The 21,206-nt window shown below is 55.3% G+C and carries 21 protein-coding genes; 16 read left to right on the forward strand and 5 right to left on the reverse strand.

The window, feature by feature from the left end; genetic code table 11:
* Nucleotides 1-142: 142 nt before the first annotated feature.
* The gene (locus tag H5P17_RS20265) at nt 143-1,369 is read right to left on the reverse strand and encodes a Xaa-Pro peptidase family protein (RefSeq protein WP_182824877.1); all 1,227 of its coding nucleotides are present in this window, start codon (nt 1,367-1,369) and stop codon (nt 143-145) included.
* 600 nt (nt 1,370-1,969) lie between these two features.
* On the opposite strand from H5P17_RS20265, the gene H5P17_RS20270 reads away from it, so the two are divergent.
* The 9 genes from H5P17_RS20270 (at nt 1,970) to kynA (ending at nt 10,580) form a co-directional block, all read left to right on the forward strand.
* Entirely contained in the window at nt 1,970-3,178 is a 1,209-nt protein-coding gene (locus H5P17_RS20270; RefSeq protein ID WP_044552129.1) for an MFS transporter, read from the forward strand.
* A 62-nt stretch (nt 3,179-3,240) separates the two neighbouring features.
* The gene (locus tag H5P17_RS20275; protein WP_197022773.1) at nt 3,241-4,107 is read left to right on the forward strand and encodes a cupin-like domain-containing protein; all 867 of its coding nucleotides are present in this window, start codon (nt 3,241-3,243) and stop codon (nt 4,105-4,107) included.
* Nucleotides 4,094-5,317, forward strand: a complete 1,224-nt coding sequence (locus H5P17_RS20280; RefSeq protein WP_044552125.1) for an aminotransferase class I/II-fold pyridoxal phosphate-dependent enzyme — start codon at nt 4,094-4,096, stop codon at nt 5,315-5,317. Before H5P17_RS20275 ends, H5P17_RS20280 begins: the two co-directional genes overlap by 14 nt.
* Nucleotides 5,314-6,177, forward strand: a complete 864-nt coding sequence (locus H5P17_RS20285) for a CoA ester lyase (protein WP_044552122.1) — start codon at nt 5,314-5,316, stop codon at nt 6,175-6,177. The genes H5P17_RS20280 and H5P17_RS20285 overlap by 4 nt, the downstream gene beginning before the upstream one ends.
* Complete coding sequence (locus H5P17_RS20290; protein ID WP_182824879.1) at nt 6,174-7,061, forward strand: acetaldehyde dehydrogenase (acetylating); 888 nt, start codon at nt 6,174-6,176, stop codon at nt 7,059-7,061. The genes H5P17_RS20285 and H5P17_RS20290 overlap by 4 nt, the downstream gene beginning before the upstream one ends.
* On the forward strand, nt 7,045-8,046 hold the full coding sequence (dmpG, locus tag H5P17_RS20295) for a 4-hydroxy-2-oxovalerate aldolase (RefSeq protein WP_182824881.1): 1,002 nt from the start codon (nt 7,045-7,047) through the stop codon (nt 8,044-8,046). Before H5P17_RS20290 ends, dmpG begins: the two co-directional genes overlap by 17 nt.
* A gap of 2 nt (nt 8,047-8,048) precedes the next feature.
* Entirely contained in the window at nt 8,049-8,999 is a 951-nt protein-coding gene (locus H5P17_RS20300; RefSeq protein WP_182824927.1) for an ornithine cyclodeaminase family protein, read from the forward strand.
* Nucleotides 8,993-9,487, forward strand: coding sequence for a MaoC family dehydratase (locus tag H5P17_RS20305; protein ID WP_044552113.1), 495 nt, complete (start codon nt 8,993-8,995; stop codon nt 9,485-9,487). The genes H5P17_RS20300 and H5P17_RS20305 overlap by 7 nt, the downstream gene beginning before the upstream one ends.
* Nucleotides 9,488-9,737: 250 nt before the next feature.
* A complete protein-coding gene (gene kynA / locus H5P17_RS20310) occupies nt 9,738-10,580 on the forward strand; it encodes a tryptophan 2,3-dioxygenase (RefSeq protein ID WP_020827548.1) in 843 nt (280 codons plus the stop codon).
* 34 nt (nt 10,581-10,614) lie between these two features.
* Here kynA and H5P17_RS20315 read toward each other — a convergent pair whose 3' ends face one another.
* Nucleotides 10,615-11,544: a LysR family transcriptional regulator gene (locus H5P17_RS20315; RefSeq protein ID WP_182824883.1), complete on the reverse strand. Its 930-nt coding sequence runs from the start codon at nt 11,542-11,544 to the stop codon at nt 10,615-10,617.
* Between the two features lie 98 nt (nt 11,545-11,642).
* On the opposite strand from H5P17_RS20315, the gene pcp reads away from it, so the two are divergent.
* Entirely contained in the window at nt 11,643-12,290 is a 648-nt protein-coding gene (gene pcp, locus H5P17_RS20320; RefSeq protein ID WP_182824885.1) for a pyroglutamyl-peptidase I, read from the forward strand.
* Between the two features lie 44 nt (nt 12,291-12,334).
* Here the strand turns inward: pcp and H5P17_RS20325 are convergent, their stop codons facing one another.
* The 3 genes from H5P17_RS20325 to ydgT form a co-directional block, all read right to left on the reverse strand.
* Nucleotides 12,335-13,369 (reverse strand): NADP-dependent oxidoreductase, encoded by a 1,035-nt coding sequence (locus H5P17_RS20325; RefSeq protein ID WP_182824887.1) that lies wholly within the window; start codon nt 13,367-13,369, stop codon nt 12,335-12,337.
* Between the two features lie 78 nt (nt 13,370-13,447).
* Nucleotides 13,448-13,867 carry a universal stress protein UspC gene (uspC, locus tag H5P17_RS20330; protein ID WP_044552103.1) on the reverse strand — a complete coding sequence of 140 codons (420 nt, stop codon included), beginning with the start codon at nt 13,865-13,867 and terminating at the stop codon, nt 13,448-13,450.
* A 151-nt stretch (nt 13,868-14,018) separates the two neighbouring features.
* The gene (gene ydgT, locus H5P17_RS20335) at nt 14,019-14,234 is read right to left on the reverse strand and encodes a transcription modulator YdgT (RefSeq protein ID WP_012145712.1); all 216 of its coding nucleotides are present in this window, start codon (nt 14,232-14,234) and stop codon (nt 14,019-14,021) included.
* A gap of 1,407 nt (nt 14,235-15,641) precedes the next feature.
* Here ydgT and flhD point away from each other — a divergent pair.
* The 6 genes from flhD (at nt 15,642) to cheW (ending at nt 21,098) form a co-directional block, all read left to right on the forward strand.
* Complete coding sequence (flhD, locus tag H5P17_RS20340; protein WP_044552100.1) at nt 15,642-15,992, forward strand: flagellar transcriptional regulator FlhD; 351 nt, start codon at nt 15,642-15,644, stop codon at nt 15,990-15,992.
* On the forward strand, nt 15,992-16,576 hold the full coding sequence (gene flhC / locus H5P17_RS20345) for a flagellar transcriptional regulator FlhC (RefSeq protein WP_020827541.1): 585 nt from the start codon (nt 15,992-15,994) through the stop codon (nt 16,574-16,576). Before flhD ends, flhC begins: the two co-directional genes overlap by 1 nt.
* A 158-nt stretch (nt 16,577-16,734) precedes the next feature.
* Nucleotides 16,735-17,625: a flagellar motor stator protein MotA gene (gene motA, locus H5P17_RS20350; protein ID WP_020827540.1), complete on the forward strand. Its 891-nt coding sequence runs from the start codon at nt 16,735-16,737 to the stop codon at nt 17,623-17,625.
* Nucleotides 17,622-18,587, forward strand: coding sequence for a flagellar motor protein MotB (gene motB, locus H5P17_RS20355; protein ID WP_182824888.1), 966 nt, complete (start codon nt 17,622-17,624; stop codon nt 18,585-18,587). Before motA ends, motB begins: the two co-directional genes overlap by 4 nt.
* Before the next feature lie 4 nt (nt 18,588-18,591).
* Nucleotides 18,592-20,565, forward strand: a complete 1,974-nt coding sequence (gene cheA / locus H5P17_RS20360; RefSeq protein WP_182824890.1) for a chemotaxis protein CheA — start codon at nt 18,592-18,594, stop codon at nt 20,563-20,565.
* A gap of 32 nt (nt 20,566-20,597) precedes the next feature.
* Entirely contained in the window at nt 20,598-21,098 is a 501-nt protein-coding gene (gene cheW / locus H5P17_RS20365; protein WP_020827537.1) for a chemotaxis protein CheW, read from the forward strand.
* Nucleotides 21,099-21,206 lie beyond the last annotated feature (108 nt).

Raw genomic sequence — 21,206 nt, forward strand, 5'->3', positions numbered from 1 at the left:
GGTTAGGATGGTGTTATAAATTAATGGTTATATTAAATTGAATAATTAAATAAGATGACTAAATGAAATCGATATTAATAACCGCTATTTTCATTGGCCAGCTTATCTTTTAATTCGGGCGGCATCGCCGCCCGAAGGGGGATCAGGAGGCTAAACCAAAGGGATCATCAATAGATTTTGCCGGGGGGGTAAACCAGCGTGCCCCGTTTTCAGTGACGTAGAAATGATCCTCAAGACGAATGCCGAACTCGCCCGGCAGGCATAGCATGGGTTCGATACTGGCGCACATGCCCACGTCGAGCGGCTCCTGCTGCTTGCGGATCAGATACGGCGCTTCATGAATGTCCAGTCCGATACCGTGCCCGGTGCGGTGCGGCAGCCCCGGCAGTTGATAATCCGGCCCAAAACCATGAGAAATCAGCGCTTCGCGCGCGGCATCATCCACTTTATGGCAGGGTACTCCGGGCGCGATAACGGCAAATGCCGCAGCCTGCGCATCATGTTCAGCCTGCCAGGCAAAGCGTTGGCGCGGGTTGGCTTCGCCGTACACATAAGTTCGGGTGATATCGGACAGGTACCCCTTGTAGCGACAGCCGGTATCCAGCAGCACGACATCGTTATATTGCAGCGGGTTGGGGGCTTTTACGCCATGAGGAAACGCGCTATCGGATCCGAACAGTGCAATGCAGAAGTAAGAGCCGGTGGTGCCCATTTTGCGATGGGCCTGATCGACAAAATCGACCAGCTCTCTGGCGGTGATCCCTGGACGCAATATGCTTGCCGCCGCCTGTTGGGCCCGCAGGGTAATGTTATTTGCGGTTTGCATCAGCGCAATTTCGGCCGCCGATTTGCGGCTGCGGCAGTACCCGGTGACCGGCAGGGCGCTGACCAACTTTATCTCACCGGCATGCTGTTGCAGGCCGAGGAACAGCGTAACCGACGCGGTTTCGCAAATGGCCACTTTGAGTTGGCGGCCTGAGCCTGTCAGCCCACGCACGGCCAGTACGGTGAAGAACAACCGATAGGGATCTTCTTCCTCATGCCAGCTAAATATTTCCCCCTCAATCACCTGCGCATCCCTGAACGTGCCGATCTCAAACCAGGGCACAATATAGGCGATTTCCCCCTCGGCCGGGATCACCGCGCCCACCATACGTTCGCTGGGCGACCAGGAGGTACCGGTAAAATAGAGCAGATTGCTGCCGGCATTGAGGTAGCAGGCGTCAATGCCGTTGTCGCGCATCAGGCGCTGTGCGTGCTGAATGCGTTGCCGGTATTCCACAGCGGCGATTTCAGGCGGGTTGTCCGTGAGCGGTTGCAGCTGTTCCAGGGCCTGTTGTGGCGTACAACCGCCAATGCCTGTAGCCATGTGTTCTCCTAGCGTGATGTTAATGTCAGGGCCAATGTCCCCGCGCGTCAAACCTTCATCATAAATAAAGCGCGGCAGGAATACTTGGCTCCAATAGGGAATAAAAATGACGATTACGGCACAGTTTCTGCTTTCTGCGCCGCTATACCGCCAGAGGTCCCAGAGAGTTTGGTTCAAAGGGCGTTATTCGCGGACTGAAAATTATAATTTCCACCTTAATTAACACCTAACACACTGTATTTAATTATGAATGCAATAACGCATCAATGTGATGCAAAAACGCTCTTGTAAATAATGATTAGCGTTGCTAATTCTTAATGCCCATGCATTAAAATTGTTTATGATAAATTTCGGGGACTTTTTAAGATGGTGAATTAATCATTATTAACCAGGATGATTTCAACGCTAACAATATCCTATGGCTTGAACGCCATTCGGGAAGGATTAACGCCTGAGCGCGTTACCTTCGCTTTATTGTTGCGCATAAATAAATATTTAAATCATTTATTCCATTGAGTGTATCCATTCAAATAAATGAGTGGGTATGTTCGATTGATATATTCATTCTTTTTTTTTGCGAATTTCTCTTGAGAGCACCTTATGGAAACAGAGGCCGTTGAGTCCAAGTTCAGTTTTGGTTCTTATACCCGATTATTGTCTGATCCCGGACATGCGACGCTTTCATTATTTGGCCTGCTGGTCAGGTTTCCGGTGGCGATGCGGTCCATCAGTTGCATAATGTTGATTTCCGCCACTATGGACTCGTTATGGATTGCCGGAACCGTGGCGGGAACATTAATGATTACGCAGGCGATAGCCAGCCCGGTATTAGGCCGATTTGCCGATAAATTCAGTCAGCGAAAGGTGCTTATTATTACTTGCTGCTGCCACGTCATTGCGATCCTTTCGTTAATTGGCCTGGTGCTGCTGAATATGCACTTATGGGCCATTATGGCGGCGGCCATTGCTACCGGTTGCTCGTCGGTGCCGGTGGATGGATTTATTCGTACTCGCTGGGCCGCCATGGTGACCGACGAAGCGCTACGAACCGCGTACGCGTTAGAAACCGTGCTTGATGAGATCATTTTCTTATTGGGGCCGTTAATCGCCATTGTTTTGGCCACGGCGTGGCACCCCGCTGCGGGGCTGGCGTTATGCGCCGCGCTCACCTTCAGCGGTTCTCTGGCCCTGGTGTTACATCGGCGTTCTGAGCCGGTTATTGTGCACAAGAGCGAAGAAAGCGACCGTCGGGCAATCAGCATGCTCTGGGTACGGGCGCTAATGATCTCCTATGCGGCGGTAGGCCTGTTTCTTGGCTCAATCGACGTCATGATGATCGCCTACGCCAAAGAGGTGGGCAATCCAACCCTCGCCGGGGTGCTGTTGTCCATTTGCGCCGCGGGCAGCCTGGTGGGCGGCACTTGCTACGGCGCCATGAACTGGTCTTTATCGCAACCCCGCCTGCTGCTTATCACTTCCGCCACTCTGTGCGCCGGCACGCTGCCCCTGATTTTCACCAGCGTTCCCGTTGTCATGGGCATTTCCGCTTTCATCGCCGGGCTGTCGGTGGCGCCGTTATTGATCACCTGCAGCAATCTGCTGGAATCCTTGACGCCGAAAGGGTGTTTATCCGAAGGCTTCTCCTGGTTGTCCAGCGCCGGTTGGCTGGGCTTTTCACTGGGCGTCTCGCTTGGCGGACAGCTTTCCGATCAAAGCGGAGCGGGTCAGGTGGCCTGGGTCGCCATGGCCGCCGGAACACTCGCTTTATTATCCAGCCTGTTTAGTCAGAAATTACTCAGCAATAAATAAAAACCACGCCCCAGAATAGCGGGGCCTCACATTATTATTTTCGAAACAGGAAAACGGCAATCGTGAAACAGTTAACGACGGGGGTTCCCGTTCCACGCATGACCTTTAAAGAGTTCGTCGCCTTTGGTGTTGAAGCTATTTTCCGAGCCGACGTCCCGGTCATTATTACCGATTTACCCATTGATACCAGCATAGGGGCGAGTGACCTGATTTCACAACGCTTGGGCGATGACAATGTCACCTTATTCCGGGAGGCCAGTAATAAAGAAAACACCGAACGCTGGCAAACCATGAAAATTCAGCTGCGTGGTTTTTTGGAAAATAAAGAGTACCAAAGCGACAATAATACCTGGTATCGCGTGGTTTCCAATATTATGCACCGCCCCGAGGACGTCAATAATATCCTTGGCTTCGATGCCTTTTCCCTGTTGGCCTCCCGTCGTGGGTTGAACGCCGCCAATTTATGGGTCAGCTACCACGGGGTCTTTACCCAAAGCCACTTCGATGAGCTGGAAAACTTTAATATTTCTTTGCAGGGCAGAAAACGGTTCATTCTTTTTCCTCCTGGCCGCAGAGATTACTATCCGCGATCTATCCTGCAGGGCTTCGGCGATAAATCCCAGGCCTTTGATTTTGACAATATCGACCCGCAACGTTTTCCCCGGTTGGCGGCAAAAATCCCGCAGCGCCGTGACTTTATTTTAGAACCCGGCGAAATGCTGTATTTGCCGCTGGGGTGGTGGCACCAGGCCGAATCTTTAGACGACCTGAATATCAACGTTAATTTTTGGCTGTGGGATCTGAAAATCCTGCGCCGCCCTTATGTTTTCTACTCCGCGCTCTACACGGCGGCTTACCGCAAGTTTAAAGGCATCTACAACTATCAACCAGAACCCACCAAGAGGAAGGCACTTGATGAGCAGCCGTAAGCAGATCATTCCCACCAATAAATTCCGCAACAACGATAAGGCCATCGGCATAGGCAATCCTTTCTGGGATATGTCAGAGCAAAACGGCCTTGCGGGTATCGTTGCCGGGCTCGATAACGACCTGTTGTCCACCCCAAGTGGCCATCAGTTCGTCAATTTCAGCTGCTGCTCCTACCTGAACCTGGACTCCCACAGTAAGGTGATCGAAGGCGCTATCGACGCTGTGCGCCGCTACGGCGTGCTGGATCATTGCATCGCCCGCAGCCGGGTCCAGCTCCCTGCCATGAAGGAGTTGGAGGCGTCGCTGGGTGAGCTGTTCCAGGCCGATGTGCTCAGCGGCGTGTCGGCGAGCAGCGTCAGCGGCGGCTTGCTTCCGCTTATCGCCTCGGGCCATTTAGGCAACGGCGTGCGGCCTTTGATGATATTCGATAAGCACGCCCACGTGTCGCTGGCGGCGGCCAAACCCGCCTGTGCCGATGAAACCGAGGTCGTTACCTGCAATTACCACGATCTGAATTTCATCGAAGACTGCTGCAAACAATATCAACGGGTCTGTTACGTGGTCGACGGCAGCGATAGCCTGGGAGGCTATGCCCCGGTCAAAGCCTTGGCTGAACTGCAGGATAAATACGGCCTGATGGTGTTTTACGACGATTCGCATTCGATCTCCGCTTATGGCGAACGCGGTATTGGCTATGTTCGTTCCCATAGTCCGGCGTTGGATGAAAACACCATTATGGTGGTCACGCTCAACAAAGCTTTCGGCACCAGCGGGGCAGCGATATTGCTCAACGGTTATTCGCAGCAGATGCTGCGCCTGGTCGAACGCTTTGGCGGCGGGCTCAACTACTCGCAAAACCTGAATACGGCGGCCATTGGCGCCAGCCTGGCGTCAGCGGAAATTCACCGCACGGCCGAATTGCCCCGGCTGCAAAAGAAACTGTACGACAACATCTCGCTGTTCGATTCCCTGATCCCGACGGAGCAAAGCGGCAATACCTACCCGATCCGCCTGGTGCCGATGAGCGATGAGCGGGTGATCGAGGCCGGGCGTCAGGTGATAGAGGCTGGCTTCTATGTCTCGCCGGTCTTTTTCCCGATCGTCGCCAAAGGCACCGCCGGCCTGCGGGTCATGATGCGAGCCGGACAAACGCAAGAGCAGATCCGCGGCCTGTGCCAGGTGATCTCTGCTGTCAGGGGGCCGCAATGACGGATATCGCCCGGGCTGTTCCCCGCAGCATTCTGTACACGCCGGCCTTGTCGCTCAGCCGGGTCGTCAAGGCTCTGTCCTATGACGCCGATGTGCATTTGATGGATTTGGAAGACTCGGTACCTGGCCCGGCGAAAGCGGAGGCCAGGACCATTTGCCGCACGGCTCTCGATAATGCGCCGCCCTCAGCCAATATTGCCGTGCGGATCAACGCGCTGGGCACGATTGACGCTTTGCATGATCTGGTGATGCTGTGTTCCGGTCAAACCACGCCCAGTTTTATCGTGATGTCCATGGTTCGAACCCCGGCCGAGGTGGTTTTCCTACGCGAAACCTTCGCCTCTGCCGGAAGGTTTCCTGAAATTTACCTGACGATAGAGACCGTCGAGGCCATTACCGATCTGGACAATGTCGCGGCGGTGGCGGATGGGCTGATTTTTGGCTCTGCAGATTTGGCGGCCACTTTAGGGGTGCCGATCACCTGGTCCGGGATGCTGGCCGCGCGCCAGGCGATGGTGTTGGCGAGTGCCAGACACGGTATTGGCTGTATCGATACCGCCAATTATCGGCTTTCCGAACCCGACGTGTTGGCTAATGAAATTCAGTGCGTCAAAGATCTGGGCTTCCATGGCAAAGCCACAGTTCATCCCAGCGAGCTCGAACTGATCAACTCGACGTTACGGCCCTGCGAGAGCGCACTTTTGGCGGCAAGCCGCATTACCGATGCCGTGAAAGCGGCGCAGGGCGGAATTGCCTTGTTGGATGGGCACATGGTGGGGCCGCCTTTTGCCCGCATGGCGCGCAATACCCTGCTATCAGGCAAGGCTTGGGCCGCTCGTTTCAGTAGGGGGAACTCATGACGCTCTCCGTCGCGGTCATTGGAACCGGCGCCATTGGTATGGATCTGGTCAATAAGATCCAGCGTTCCCCGCTGCTGCATTGCGGGTTGCTGGCGGGGCGCAACAAGGACTCCGCCGGTCTTGAGGCCGCCGTCCGGTTGGGCTGCCCAACCAGCGCCGGTGGCATTGACGCTGTTTTGGCGTCGCCAACGCCTTTCGACGTGGTTTTCGACGCCACCAACGCGATGTCGCATGTCAGGCATTGGGCGCTGCTGCGTCCGCTGGGCTCCTTGCTGATCGACTTAACACCCAGCCACTTGGGAAAAATGATTGTACCCACGGTAACGGGAACCGAGGCGCTGGCCGAGCGCAATGTCAGCCTGATCAGCTGCGGTGGACAGGCGTCGATACCCATTTTGCATGCCCTGAGCCGACATTTTCGCATCAACGATATCGAGGTGGTGGCGACCGTCGCCAGCAATATTCTGGGGCGGGCCACCCGGATCAACATCGACGAATATGTGGACACCACGCAGCGGGCACTCAGCGCTTTTACCGGCGTAGCCAACACCAAGGCGATCCTCAACATCAGCCCGGCCGCGCCGCCCGCCATGTTCAGGGTCACCATTTTTGCCGGTATCCCTGGGGTCACAAAGGAACAGATCGCTCCGGTACTTGCTGAAGCCGTTGAAGCGGTGCGGGGATTCTCGGCGGGCTATTCGCTTACGGCGCTCAACGTCAGCGAAGGACGCGTTTCAGTCTCGCTGGAGGTGGTTGCCAGCAGCAAGGTGATGCCTGAATACGCCGGGAATCTGGATCTGATCAATTCTGCCGCCATCCTGGTTGCCGAACAGTATGCGAGCTATCGAAATAAAACGGAGGGGGCTAATGGCCATTCTGATTAACGACTCCACCCTGCGTGATGGTCAACACGCGGTGAAACATCAACTCACGGTGGCTCAGCTACGAGACTACGCGACGGCGGTGGATAAAACGGGGGTGGCGATTGTCGAGGTTGGCCATGGCAACGGGCTTGGCGCCTCTTCGTATCAGGTCGGGCGCGCCGCGTTGAGCGATGAAACCATGCTGAACACCGTGCGCGAGTGTTTGCAAAACAGCAAGATGGGCGTATTTATGCTGCCCGGTTGGGGAACCATCGTCGATCTGGCGAAGGCGTTATCCTGCGGTGCGGATGTGGTGCGGATCGGGACCCATTGCACTGAGGCAACCCTGGCCGAACGTCATCTGGGATGGCTGCGTGAGCACGGGGTCGAGGCGCATGCGGTACTGATGATGAGCCATATGGCCACGCCCCAACAGTTAGCCGATCAGTCTCAATTGCTGGTGGAGTACGGTGCGCAGGCCGTTGGCATCATGGATTCTGCCGGCAACCTGTTGCCGCAGGATGTGACCGAACGCATCACCGCGATGCGGCGGCAGGTGGATGTGCCACTTATTTTCCACGCCCACAATAATTTGGGCATGGCGGTAGCCAACTCGGTCGCCGCCGCTCAGGCCGGCGCTACCCTGATTGATGGCTGCGCTCGCGGGTTCGGAGCTGGGGCAGGGAACACCCAACTTGAAGTTCTGGTGCCGGTATTGGAACGTTTGGGATTCAACACCGGTATCGATCTTTATCATTTTCTGGACGCTGCCGAGCTTGCCGCCCGGGAGCTGATGGTCACCCCACCGATGATCGACTCCGTGGGCATCGTCAGTGGCCTGGCCGGCGTTTTTTCCGGCTTCAAAAACCCGGTGTTAAGCCATTCGGCCTCTGCGGGTGTCGATCCGCGTGATGTCTTCTTCGAATTGGGAAAACGCCAGGCGGTGGCCGGGCAAGAAGACCTTATCGTAGAAGTGGCCGCGCAGTTGAAGAGGGTCACCCTGTGACGATGCAAATCATCAATGCTGCCGAAATGTCCGGAGAGATCCGACTGCGGCAGGTCATGGCGATGCTGAGTGAGGCGTTCGGGGATTTACGTCGTGGCGACGAACAATCGCCGACGCGGACCTTACTCCAGCATGGTCCTTCTGAGACCTTGATCAGCCCGGCGGCCTGGAGCAGACGCGGTGTCGCCAGCGTCAAAATCACTACGCTCACGCCCGGCAATGCTGAGCATGGACTGCCGTTGATTCATGGTGTGGTGGTACTCACGAACATCAATACCGGCCAGATACTGGCTTTGCTCGACGGCGCAAGTTTGACCGCCGTGCGAACCGGCGCGGTGGCCGGGCTGGCGACCCAGCTGTGCGCGCCTGAGCAGGCCGGCGATCTTGCCATCCTGGGCGCGGGCGTGCAGGCACGCGCCACGCTGTTGGCGATGCTGGCGGTGCGGCAGATCCGCAAGGTGCGAATTTTTTCCCGTTCGGCGCTCAGAACGCAAGAGTTTGCGCACTGGGCCCGTACGCTGACAACCGCGCCGGTCAGCGTTTGCAGTAGCGCATTCGAGGCCGTGCAGGGGGCGGATCTTATCTGCACCACCACCTCAACCCATGCCCGTGAACCTTTGGTGTATGCCGATTGGGTAGCGCCAGGAGCCCACCTGAACATTATCGGCGGCACCCACGAGGACGCCATTGAGGTCGACCCTGCGTTATTGAAAACCGCCTTTGTGGTGGTGGAAACCGGCGCGGCCGCCAGGGAGGATGCGGGAGAGGTTCGAAGCGCTCTGGCGCACGGATACATTCAGCCTGAAGGACTCAATGAGCTGGGTGCTCTCGTTTTGGGTGAGTCCGCGGCAACGGCGGGGCAGACCACGGTATTTCGCAGCGTGGGGCTGGCCATTGAAGACACCGCTGCCGCGGTTGCGCTATACCCATTCAGGGAGAAAACCCCATGTTAAGAAAAGTCGGCGAAAATGAGTATCAGGAAGAGCACGGTGGGGACTATGAAGACTTCGAAACCGGCATGACGATTAAGCACTGGCCGGGGCGCACGCTTTCCGAAGCCGACAACACCTGGCTTACCCTGTTGACGATGAATCAGCATCCTTTGCATTTCGATCGGGCCTATGGCGCCCAAGCTGAATATGGCCGCGTTTTGGTCAACAGCAGCATCACGCTGGCGCTGGTCAGCGGAATGACCGTGCAGGCATTGTCTGCCAGGGCGGTGGCTAATCTGGGCTGGGAAACGGTGCGCCTGAAAGAGCCGCTTTTTGTCGGCGATACGCTTTACGCCACCAGCAGGATCCTGGCTAAACGGCCGTCAAAATCCCAACCGCACAACGGCATCATCACGGTAGAAACTCGGGGTATCAAGTCAACGGGAGAGACGGTGATCACCTTCGAGCGCTCCTTTATGGTTCGGCGACGAGATTACAAAGAGTCTTGATTTTCAGCGGTTCGGGGATCGGCAGAGCAATGTTTATGCTCAGGCGTCGCCGATCCCATCCCCGCAGATAATCACTGCGGGGGGCAATTCAGGCCTTAATAAGGAGGGCGTCGACCTGGCATGACCAACCCTGAAATCTGCGAGGCAACTCTCGTTTATAGTCCTTCGCGGTGGGGAGTTATGGACTATTGTTTTCTGTTTGCAGCACGCTACACGCCGCTTCCGGCCGTGAGCGCAGCGGAGAGAGCAGATGAACAAACGAGAATTAGAAAGCGCGATTGTCACCGATTTTTCCAAACGCATGAGCTATGGCGACTATCTGTGCCTGGATCAACTGCTGGACTGTCAGCACCCGCTGTCCAACCCGCAACACCATGATGAAATGCTGTTTGTGGTGCAGCACCAGACGTCGGAACTGTGGATGAAGTTGATGCTGCATGAACTGCAGGCGGCGCGGATGCTGGTGCAACAAGATAAGCTCAGCCACTGCTTCAAGATCCTGGCGCGGGTCAAACAGATCCAGCGGCTGCTGTTCGAACAATGGGCGGTGCTGGAAACCCTGACGCCGTCGGAGTACGTCGAATTTCGCGACGTGCTGGGCAGTTCGTCGGGCTTCCAGTCCCATCAATACCGTTCGATTGAATTTTTACTCGGCAACAAGAATGCGGCGATGCTGGCGGTGTTCAGCAACGATGCGGAAAAACACGCGGCGCTGAAGGCCATTCTTGAAGCGCCCAGCCTGTACGATGAATACCTGCTTTACCTGTCCCGCCACGGTCTGCCGATCCCGCAGGAGTGTATTGAACGTGACTGGACGCAACCTTACCAACGCAATCCAAACCTGCTGCCGGCTTTTAAAGAGATCTATGACCATCCGCAAAAGTATTGGGAAGCCTATGAAATGGCCGAGAAGCTGGTGGATATAGAGGAAAGCTTCCACCTGTGGCGTTTCCGGCACATGAAGACGGTGGAGCGGATTATCGGCTTTAAAACGGGCACCGGCGGTTCGAGCGGCGTCAGCTTCCTGAAAAAGGCGCTGGAGTTGACTTTCTTCCCTGAACTGTTGGATGTGCGCACCGAAATCGGCGCCTAGCTTAGGGCCTTGATCGTACCAGCAGAGGCAATTTTCATCGATTCTCTCCCCAATTCAGTTGGGTAAGGGTATCGCACAGCCAGGTCAGCGCCGGATCGCGCCGGGCCTGGCGACCGGCAACCAGATCGACAGAAAACTCGCCCACCGCCAGTTCTGCCGGCAGCGGCAGAAAGCGCACCTTCGCCGGATCGGCGAACTGCCTGGCGACGCTGTGCGCCAGGGTTGCGATCAAATCGCTGCCGGCGACGACCGCAGGCAGCGCGACGATATGCGAGAATGTTGCGGCCACGCGTCGTTCCAGCCCCAGTTCAGCCAGCCGACGATCGATAATCCCGCGTGCAGAGCCGTCGTCCGAAGGCGCGTAAAGGGCGTGGGGCAGGCCGACGTATTGCGCCAGGCCCCAACTTTCGGCAGCTAACTGCGGATGATGTCGGCTGGCGATACAGGTAAAGCTTTCGGTAAACAACGGCTGCACCAGCATGCCCTTCACCGCCTCGATATGCCCGCCCAGCGCCACATCTATCTCGCCACTCTCAAGCTGTTGCACCACATTGCGGCGATCCAGCCGAGAAACCCGGATATCTATGCCCGGAGCATCCTGCCGCAGCCGACTGATAATGGTGGGCAATAGCGTGATATCGGCGTAGTCGCCGGCGGCTAGCCTGAATCGGCGCTGGCGGGCCGTCGCGGGATCGAAGCGCATCGGCGGCGTCAGCGTCTGGTGGATTTGTTCCAGCACCGGATGGATTTGCAGCATCAGTTGGTGAGCTCGCGCGGTTGGCAACATGCCGCCGCCGCTGCGGATAAACAGCGGATCGTCAAACAACAGCCGCAAGCGAGACAGCGCATTGCTGACCGAAGGCTGTGCACGGTTCAGACGTCCGCCGGCAGCAGTGACATTGCGTGTTTGGTATAACGCTTCAAACACCACCAGAAGATTGAGATCGACGCTGGATAAATTCATTTTATGAATACTCTATATACAGATAATCCATTTCCAGAATCATAGCGCGTTGTTTAGGCTGAGAGCACGCGGATTCAATAACAACCTGAGGTGTGACGATGGAAAGGGTATTGGTGACCGGCATTGAGCCGTTTGACGGGGACGAGGTTAACCCTTCGTGGCAGGTGGCGCAGGCGCTGGCGGGAGAGCGGATCGCCGGCGTAGAAGTGGTGGTGCGTCAATTGGCCTGCGTGCTGGGGTTGTCCAACCAGCAGCTGATTGCCGCCATCGAAGAGCTGCGGCCCAAAGCCGTGATCTGCCTGGGGCTGGCCGGCGGGCGTGGCGAAATCTCCGTTGAACGGGTCGCCATCAACCTGATTGACGCCCGCATTCCGGATAACGCCGGAAAACAACCGATAGACATCCCGGTGGTGGAAGGGGGGCCGGTGGGCTATTTTTCCACGCTGCCGGTAAAGGCGATCGTGCATCATTTACATCAGGCAGGCATTCCCGCCGCGGTGTCGCACACGGCAGGCACTTATAATTGCAACCAGCTTTTCTACGGGCTGAGCCATCATATCGCCAGCCAAAATTTGGCGATCAAAGGTGGGTTTATCCACATTCCTTACAGCCATCAGCTGGCGGTGAATCATCCGGGAAAACCCAGCCTGGCGTTAACCACAATGATAGAGGCGGTACGCAGTATTGTGCATACCACACTGACGGTGGATGAGGATTTATCCCTCAGTGGCGGTGCGCTGCATTGAGGGCATATCAGGGCGCGGCAGTTCATCTCCGCGCCCAGCGGGGCTTACTCGTCGGCGACGCGGATCACCAACTTGCCGAAGTTCTTGCCCTGCAACAGGCCGATAAATGCCTGAGGTGCATTTTCCAGTCCGTCGACCAGGTCTTCACGGAATTTTATTTTCCCCTGTTCGACCCATTCTCCCATTTGCTGCAGGAATTCATCAAAGCCTTCCGCGAAGTCATCGAAAATGATGAAGCCTTGCATGCGGATGCGCTTGCGTAAGATCAACCCCTGCAACATCGGCAGACGATCCGGCCCGGCAGGCAGGTCGGTGGCATTATAGTGGGCGATAATTCCGCAGACCGGGATACGTGCCTGGGTATTCAACAGCGGGATCACCGCATCAAACACCGCACCGCCGACGTTTTCATAATAGATATCGATGCCCTGTGGGCAGGCGGCGGCCAGTTGCTCGGCAAAGTCGGCAGCACGATGATCGATACAGGCATCGAAGCCCAGCTCCTCCACCACATAGCGGCATTTTTCTTTACCGCCCGCCACGCCGACGACCCGACACCCTTTCAGTTTGGCAACCTGCCCGACGACCGATCCGACGGCACCGCTGGCGGCAGCCACCACCAGGGTTTCACCGGGTTTCGGCTGGCCGATCTCCAGCAGCCCCATATAAGCGGTGAAGCCCGGCATACCCAGAACGCCGAGCAGGCGAGAAGGGTGCGCCTGATGAGGGCCGAGGTTGCGCAGGCCGCTACCGTCAGACAGCGCGTAATCCTGCCAGCCGTCGTAGCCTAATACCCAGTCACCGGGTTTGAAATCGGGGTGCTGTGAGGTCACGACCCGTGAGACCGTGCCGCCCACCATGGTTTCGCCGATCTGCACCGGCGGGGCGTAAGAGGGCGCATCGCTCATGCGGCCTCGCATGTAAGGATCGAGTGACAGGTAGACGGTGCGCAATAACACCTGGCCGGCGGCGGGCTGCGGCGTAGCGACGGTTTCCAGACGGAAGTTGTCTGCGACAGGCTCGCCGTGCGGGCGAGAAGCCAACAGAAAACGACGGTTTTGTTGTGTAGACTGAGACATCAGGCATTCCTTATGCGGACAAGAGAGCCTAAGTCTAGTCAATCATCGAAAAGAGCGAATGGCCTAATGTGCTCAGCGTTACAGCGGAATGATCAGCACGTCGATGCGGCTGGTATTGATAAAGCGGGCGGCAGAGCAGGCGATTTTATTCATCACGCCGTCGCTGTGATTGCCGCAAACCACCAGATCAAAGGGGTGTCGTTGGCTGGCATAGTTCAGGCTATCGGCCAGTTCACCGTGGACGATCAGCGTATCGGTAATCGGGTAATCCGCCCGCAGGCGAAGTTCCTCCAGAAACAGCAGCGTTTCTTCTTCCATCAGCGCACGCAGGTCACCCAGCATGGGGCCCGCAAAGTTATTGTACATTTCCGGATTGGCGATGGTGCTTAGCAGGGTAATTTTGCCGTTGTAAGGACGTACGATGGAGACGGCTTTTTCAACCAGGCGGTGGCTGTCTGCCGCCACGGCGACGGTAACCAAAACGTTTTGATATCCCATCTTCCACTCCTGTTTCCTGTTGATAGGGTAAAGGGTAGAGCCTGGTGAAGTGAATAAATGTGTTTTGTATCACGCGCACCAATAAATCCGGGAGAGATTGCCGTTATTTAGCAATAAAAGATAAATTGCCTGCGCGCGCAATGAATGCAAATTATAGCACCTGTGCCCACAGCGTCTTCGGCACCTTGCCCAAATCGAAGAGTTTCCCTGCAACCAGCTCAGCGCGACGATGATCGGCGGCGCGATACATGTTGCTGATTTCAATGTCATTATCGATGGAGTAGTTAAGCTTGTCGTACACTTTCTCCACGCTGTCCAAGCTGGTGCATTTACGGAAAGTCATCAGGTAATCCAGGGTATCGGTCATGATTAAAATATAGCCTGTTAAGAGTTGTAGCCGAACGAAGAAACATCACGCTGTCATCGTGACAGCAGCAAAAGCGTGATGTGCGACCTGAAAAATTAATTTCAAATAAATAAATTGCGATACGTAATAATTGTCTGCGTGCAAGTTTCCCTGCTGTGAGAATAATAATATGCCCATGCGCCGTCGGCAATGGCATCTTGCTGATCTGTACGCAAAATAGGGAAAGCCTCAGGTTGGGTAGCCAGCAGCCAGGGGGACAGAACCGCTTGCCAATGCGCCTGGCGTTGAGTTCCGGCCTTTTTAGCGACAAGGAGGGCGGATTACACCTGGGATTGAACGTTTTCTAGCCCGATTGCGCCCCTGTTCCGGCAGCAGGTTGCTTGTCTGAACCGCCAGGATTAATCGAACGGCCCGCGACGCGCTATTTTCCACCGCGCAGGAGAGAGTGGCCCCTCTGAGAAGAATAAAACGAAACTGCGTTTTACTTTATTAGTGCTACTGAAAATAACAGCACTTATTCTTGGCGCATAAACATCAGACAGGATCTAATTTTTCCGTGGCGCTGAAAAACTATTAAAGTTTTAATTAACGCTGCCGATAAAACGTTTTGCCATCATCTCGCCTAAAAAACCACCTGAAGCCTGCGGCTTTCATTCCATTTGTCAGGAAACAAATCGTTACCTCTGTTTTCTTGTTTACAACGTAACCGAGCCGTTGTTAATCGAATTGGAACATTCGTTGAAAAATAAAACAGGGAATTCCAGCAGGTTTAAGTCAAATCCGAAAGCTAATATCCTTATAGTTTACATGCGTTATTTTTCAATGCTGATAGTTTATTGTTTATTAAACGGTTATTTATACTGTCTTTATCGGCTACGAGCAGATTTTTGTTCTGTTATTTTAGTTTGGTGATGCTTTTGTTCGAATTGATCTAAAAAAGATATTTTTTTGGCTTATATACATTGTTTTTAAGACGTTTTTTTACTTATGTCTGTTTTGTGAGCGGAAATGCGGTTAAAAACCATACGGCAAACCTGATATTTGGCTTATTTATTTTTTATTTTTGTGATCTAGATCACATTGTATTTAAAATTGCCTCTCACTTACATTGTGTGTGCTAATGGTTCAGGGGTAGAGTTGCGCTGCATTAGGAATAATCTTATTAATTTTGTAAAAATAGTTTCACGGTGATTAAACACCGCTGGAGCAAAATGCTGTACATCCATACACGTTGGTTTGCGCACGTATCAAATACTGAATGATGGTCCGAATTTAGTGATGTTGAAAAATTTATAACGGTCGTTATTCAGGGCTTCATTGCCAACTTAGGGAACAAACCCAGGTCACGGGCGATAAAAATTATCACCCAGCGTATGTTTTTAAACATAGTCTGTCGGGATGGGGAATATGGGTACGTCTGAATTACTTAAGCATATTTATGACATCAATTTGTCATATTTACTTTTAGCACAGCGTCTGATTAATGATGAAAAAGCCTCGGCAATGTTCCGTTTGGGTATCGACGAAACCATGGCCGATGCGCTTGCTCAGCTCACGTTACCGCAAATGGTCAAATTGGCTGAAACCAACCAGCTGGTCTGCCACTTCCGCTTTAACGATCACCAAACCATCGAGCGTCTGACGAAAGAGTCGCGTGTCGACGATCTGCAGCAAATCCATACCGGTATTTTGCTCTCAAGCCATTTACTGCAAGAACTGTCGGCAAAAGACGGCAGTGCGACGAAGAAAAGAGCTTGATGATGGCAGAGAAAAGTATTGTTCAGGAAGCCAAGGATATTCAGCTGGCCATGGAGCTGATTACGCTGGGTGCGCGTTTGCAGATGCTGGAAAGCGAAACGCAGCTCAGCCGTGGGCGTTTGATCAAGCTCTATAAGGAGTTACGCGGCAGTCCACCGCCGAAAGGGATGTTGCCGTTCTCGACGGACTGGTTTATGACCTGGGAACAGAACATTCATTCATCGATGTTCTACAACGCCTACAGTTTCCTGATGAAAAGCGGGCACTGCACCGGCGTTGAGGCAGTGATTAAAGCCTATCGTCTGTATCTGGAACAGTGCCCGCACCAGCCGGGTGAGCCGCCGTTGCTGGCGCTGACGCGAGCCTGGACGCTGGTGCGCTTCGTCGACAGCGGCATGCTGCAGCTCTCTGCCTGCAACTGCTGCGGCGGCACTTTTATCACCCACGCGCACCAACCGTTGAACAATTTTGTTTGCAGTTTATGCCAGCCCCCATCCCGCGCAGTAAAAAGACGTAAACTTTCGCCGCAACTGGCCGATATTATTCCTCAACTGCTGGACGAGCAGGTTAAACGCGCAATTTGAGCCGGCGGCAGCGCCGGTTTATCCAGATTTAAACCGATTGATGAAATGCAGGGTTCGGCGTGCCGAACCCAAAGGCGCAGCTCAGCCTGTTGCGCCTGTGCGGCTCATTTGCGCGCTTACCCCACCTTCCATCCACATTGTTAATTTAAGGAATGCGTGTGTTAGTTATTTTGGGTTATCTCGTGGTATTGGGTGCGGTCTTTGGGGGCTACCTGATTGTGGGGGGCCATCTGGGCGCGCTTTATCAGCCGGCAGAATTTCTGATTATCGGCGGCGCGGGTATCGGCGCTTTTATCGTGGGCAACAACGGTAAGGCGATAAAATCCACCCTGCGCGCCATTCCCAAGCTGATGCGTCGTTCGAAATACAGCAAAGATCTCTACATGGATCTGATGGCTCTGCTGTTCCGGCTGCTGGCCAAATCCCGTCAACAAGGCATGCTTTCTCTCGAGTTCGATATTGATAATCCGCAGGAAAGTGAAATTTTCTCTAATTATCCCCGCATTCTTGCCGATAACACCCTGGTGGAGTTTATTACCGATTACTTACGGCTGATGGTGAGCGGCAACATGAATGCCTTTGAGATCGAAGCCTTGATGGACGAAGAGATCGAAACCTTTGAACAGGAAAGCGAGGTGCCGGCAGGCAGCCTGGCGATGGTCGGTGACTCGTTGCCGGCCTTTGGTATTGTTGCGGCGGTGATGGGGGTAGTGCATGCGCTGGCCTCGGCCGACCGTCCGGCAGCCGAACTGGGGGCGCTGATCGCCAACGCGATGGTCGGCACCTTCCTGGGCATTTTGCTGGCTTACGGCTTTATCTCACCGCTGGCGACCCTGTTGCGACAAAAGAGTGCCGAAAACGTCAAAATGATGCAGTGCATCAAGGTCACTTTGCTGTCCAGTTTGAATGGCTACGCGCCGCAGATTGCGGTCGAATTCGGCCGTAAAACGCTATACACCACCGAACGTCCCTCCTTCGTTGAGCTGGAAGAACATGTGCGCCGCGTGAAGGCGCCGGCACAGCAGGCGACGGAAGAAGAACAGGCATGAAACAGAATCACCCGGTTGTTCTGGTCAGAAAACGCAAGTCGCATCACGCCAGCCATCATGGCGGTTCCTGGAAGATTGCCTACGCCGATTTTATGACGGCGATGATGGCCTTCTTCCTGGTGATGTGGCTGCTGGCGATTGCCAGCCCGCAGGAACTGACGCAAATCGCCGAATACTTCCGCACGCCGCTGAAAGTGGCGCTGACTTCCGGCGACAAGAGCAGCTCTGAAAGCAGCCCGATCCCCGGCGGTGGCGACGATCCTACTCAGCAAGACGGGTTGGTGAAAAAGCAGATTGATACGCTCGAGAAGCGTGACGAAGAACTGCGGCTGAACAAGCTGCGGGAAAAACTGGACGAACTGATTGAGTCCGATCCGCGCCTGAAAGCGCTGCGGCCGCATCTGTTGATCAACATGATGGATGAAGGCTTGCGCATTCAGATCATCGACAGCCAAAACCGACCGATGTTCAAGACCGGCAGCGCACAGGTGGAAAGCTATATGCGCGACATCCTGCGGGCAATTGCGCCGATCCTCAATGACCTGCCGAATAAGATCAGCCTGTCCGGCCACACCGACGATATTCCCTACGCCACCGGCGAGCGCGGTTACAGCAACTGGGAGCTTTCGGCCGATCGCGCCAATGCCTCGCGGCGAGAGTTGATAGCCGGCGGGTTGTCGGAAGGGAAGGTCCTGCGGGTGGTCGGCATGGCCGCCACCATGAGCCTGAAACAGCACGGCGCCGACGATGCCATCAACCGTCGCATTACCGTACTGGTGCTCAACAAACAAACCCAGCAGGGCATTGAACATGAAAATGGTGAAAGCAACGCGATGGAGATTGCCCAGCCGGTCGATTTAAAACCGTTGGCCCCGTCGGCGACGGCTCCGGCCACCCTCATTGCACCGGAGCAGCCGGCGGCTGTCCCTGTACCGACTAACAGCGACTCACAGCAGAGGTGACCCCGTGAGCATGGATATTAGTGCGTTTTATCAGACCTTTTTTGATGAAGCAGACGAGTTGCTGGCCGATATGGAGCAACACCTGCTGGAGCTGGATCCGCTGGCTCCGGACATTGAGCCGCTGAACGCCATTTTTCGCGCGGCGCACTCGATCAAGGGCGGTGCGGCGACCTTTGGCTTTTCGGTGCTGCAGGAAACCACCCACCTGCTGGAGAACCTGTTGGACGGTGCGCGGCGTCAGGAAATGAGCCTGAGCACCGAGATTATAAACCTGTTTCTGGAAACCAAAGACATTATGCAGGAGCAACTGGACGCCTATAAAACTTCGCAAAAGCCTGACGTCGACAGCTTTGAATACATCTGTCAGGCGTTGCGGCAGCTTGCGTTGGACGCACAGCAGCAAGATGCCCCCGCAGCACCTGCCGTCGCGCAACACGCCGTCGCAGCACCGGCGGCCATCGAAGGCGGCATGCGGGTTTGCCTGTGCGGTCTGAAGCCGAACGAAGTCCCGTTGATGCTGGAAGAGTTGGGCAATCTGGGTGAGGTGAAAAACCCGCATCAGACCGAAAATAGCCTGGAAGTGACGCTGCTGACCTCCGCCAGCGAAGATGACATCAGCGCGGTGCTGTGTTTTGTACTGGAGCCGGAGCAAATCAGCTTCACCACGCCGCCACAGGCAGAATTGCCGCCGGTGGTTGCCGAGCCGGTAGCGCCGGTAGCCGTTGCGCCCGCGGTCGCCAAACCGGCGCCGGCAGTGACGGAAGCGGTTAAACCGCGCGCCAAGGCCAGCGAATCCACCAGCATCCGCGTAGCGGTAGAAAAAGTGGACCAATTGATCAACCTGGTCGGAGAGTTGGTGATCACCCAGTCGATGCTGGCGCAGCGCTCCGGCAGCCTGGATCCGGTGAATCACGGCGATCTGCTCAACAGCATGAGCCAGTTGGAACGCAACGCACGCGACCTGCAAGAATCGGTGATGTCGATCCGTATGATGCCGATGGAATACGTATTCAGCCGCTTCCCTCGTCTGGTACGCGATCTGGCCGGTAAGCTGAACAAGCAGGTGGAGTTGCAGCTGCAGGGCAGCTCTACCGAACTGGATAAGAGCCTGATTGAACGCATTATCGATCCTCTGACGCACCTGGTGCGCAACAGCCTGGATCACGGCATTGAAGATCCGGCCACGCGCCTCGCGGCGGGCAAGTCGGAGGTGGGGAACCTGATCCTGTCGGCAGAGCATCAGGGCGGCAATATCTGTATCGAAGTCACCGACGACGGTGCCGGCCTGAACCGCGAGAAAATTCTCGCCAAGGCGGCTTCGCAGGGGCTGGCGGTCAGTGACAGCATGAGCGATGAAGACGTCGGCATGCTGATTTTCGCGCCGGGTTTCTCCACCGCCGAGCAGGTCACCGACGTCTCCGGCCGTGGCGTCGGCATGGACGTGGTGAAGCGAAATATTCAGGAAATGGGTGGGCACGTCGAAATCCATTCCCAGGCGGGCAAGGGCACGGCCATCCGGATCTTGCTGCCGCTAACGCTGGCGATCCTCGATGGCATGTCGGTCAAGGTGAACAATGAAGTGTTTATCCTGCCGCTCAACGCGGTGATGGAATCGCTGCAGCCACAGGCTGAAGATCTGCATCCGTTGGCCGGTGGCGAGCGGGTGTTGCAGGTGCGCGGGGAATATTTGCCGCTGGTAGAGCTGTTCCGGGTGTTCGACGTGGCGGGGGCCAAAACCGACGCCACCCAGGGCATTGTGGTGATCCTGCAAAGCGCCGGCCGCCGCTATGCGCTGTTGGTGGATCAGCTGATCGGCCAGCATCAGGTGGTGGTGAAGAATCTGGAAAGCAACTATCGCAAGGTGCCGGGCATTTCCGCCGCCACCATTCTCGGTGACGGCAGCGTGGCGCTGATTGTCGATGTCTCGGCGCTGCAAACCCTGAACCGCGAGCAGCGTCAGACGGACGCAGCTGCATAATAATTAATCTATTGATTTAAAGGGTGAATGACATGGCAGGACTGGCAACCGTCAGCAAATTGGCTGGCGAAACGGTAGGGCAGGAGTTCCTGATTTTTACCTTGGGTAACGAAGAATACGGCATTGATATCCTCAAGGTGCAGGAGATCCGCGGTTACGATCAGGTTACGCGCATTGCCAATACTCCGGCCTTTATCAAGGGCGTCACCAACCTGCGCGGCGTGATTGTGCCGATTATCGATTTGCGGGTGAAGTTCGCTCAGCAGGACGTGTCCTATGATGAAAACACCGTGGTGATCGTGCTTAACTTTGGTCAGCGCGTGGTGGGTATCGTGGTTGACGGCGTGTCTGACGTATTGTCGCTGACCACCGAACAGATCCGCCCGGCGCCGGAGTTTGCCGTGACGCTGGCCACCGAGTACCTCACTGGGCTGGGCTCGTTGGGCGAACGCATGCTGATCCTGGTGGATATCGAAAAGCTGCTGAGCAGCGAAGAGATGTCATTGGTTGACAGCGTAGCGAAAAGCGCCTGATCCGCTACCCGTAGGGGCGCGGCATGCCGCGCCCTGATTTGGAAACCGGACCAACCCAAACTCTGCACAAAATAGTTACCTCTTCTCATAAAGTTCTTCCCCGCCGCG

This window comes from Serratia sp. OS31, assembly GCF_014164835.1.
Classification (GTDB): domain Bacteria; phylum Pseudomonadota; class Gammaproteobacteria; order Enterobacterales; family Enterobacteriaceae; genus Serratia; species Serratia liquefaciens_A.

What these genes read in the sequence shown, in the direction of transcription:
- H5P17_RS20265 (WP_182824877.1), bottom strand. Translation starts at nt 1,369, where the DNA reads ATGGCTACAGGCATTGGCGGTTGTACGCCACAACAGGCCCTGGAACAG.
- H5P17_RS20270 (WP_044552129.1), top strand. Translation starts at nt 1,970, where the DNA reads ATGGAAACAGAGGCCGTTGAGTCCAAGTTCAGTTTTGGTTCTTATACC.
- H5P17_RS20280 (WP_044552125.1), top strand. Translation starts at nt 4,094, where the DNA reads ATGAGCAGCCGTAAGCAGATCATTCCCACCAATAAATTCCGCAACAAC.
- H5P17_RS20285 (WP_044552122.1), top strand. Translation starts at nt 5,314, where the DNA reads ATGACGGATATCGCCCGGGCTGTTCCCCGCAGCATTCTGTACACGCCG.
- H5P17_RS20290 (WP_182824879.1), top strand. Translation starts at nt 6,174, where the DNA reads ATGACGCTCTCCGTCGCGGTCATTGGAACCGGCGCCATTGGTATGGAT.
- dmpG (WP_182824881.1), top strand. Translation starts at nt 7,045, where the DNA reads ATGGCCATTCTGATTAACGACTCCACCCTGCGTGATGGTCAACACGCG.
- H5P17_RS20300 (WP_182824927.1), top strand. Translation starts at nt 8,049, where the DNA reads ATGCAAATCATCAATGCTGCCGAAATGTCCGGAGAGATCCGACTGCGG.
- H5P17_RS20305 (WP_044552113.1), top strand. Translation starts at nt 8,993, where the DNA reads ATGTTAAGAAAAGTCGGCGAAAATGAGTATCAGGAAGAGCACGGTGGG.
- kynA (WP_020827548.1), top strand. Translation starts at nt 9,738, where the DNA reads ATGAACAAACGAGAATTAGAAAGCGCGATTGTCACCGATTTTTCCAAA.
- H5P17_RS20315 (WP_182824883.1), bottom strand. Translation starts at nt 11,544, where the DNA reads ATGAATTTATCCAGCGTCGATCTCAATCTTCTGGTGGTGTTTGAAGCG.
- pcp (WP_182824885.1), top strand. Translation starts at nt 11,643, where the DNA reads ATGGAAAGGGTATTGGTGACCGGCATTGAGCCGTTTGACGGGGACGAG.
- H5P17_RS20325 (WP_182824887.1), bottom strand. Translation starts at nt 13,369, where the DNA reads ATGTCTCAGTCTACACAACAAAACCGTCGTTTTCTGTTGGCTTCTCGC.
- uspC (WP_044552103.1), bottom strand. Translation starts at nt 13,867, where the DNA reads ATGGGATATCAAAACGTTTTGGTTACCGTCGCCGTGGCGGCAGACAGC.
- ydgT (WP_012145712.1), bottom strand. Translation starts at nt 14,234, where the DNA reads ATGACCGATACCCTGGATTACCTGATGACTTTCCGTAAATGCACCAGC.
- flhD (WP_044552100.1), top strand. Translation starts at nt 15,642, where the DNA reads ATGGGTACGTCTGAATTACTTAAGCATATTTATGACATCAATTTGTCA.
- flhC (WP_020827541.1), top strand. Translation starts at nt 15,992, where the DNA reads ATGATGGCAGAGAAAAGTATTGTTCAGGAAGCCAAGGATATTCAGCTG.
- motB (WP_182824888.1), top strand. Translation starts at nt 17,622, where the DNA reads ATGAAACAGAATCACCCGGTTGTTCTGGTCAGAAAACGCAAGTCGCAT.
- cheW (WP_020827537.1), top strand. Translation starts at nt 20,598, where the DNA reads ATGGCAGGACTGGCAACCGTCAGCAAATTGGCTGGCGAAACGGTAGGG.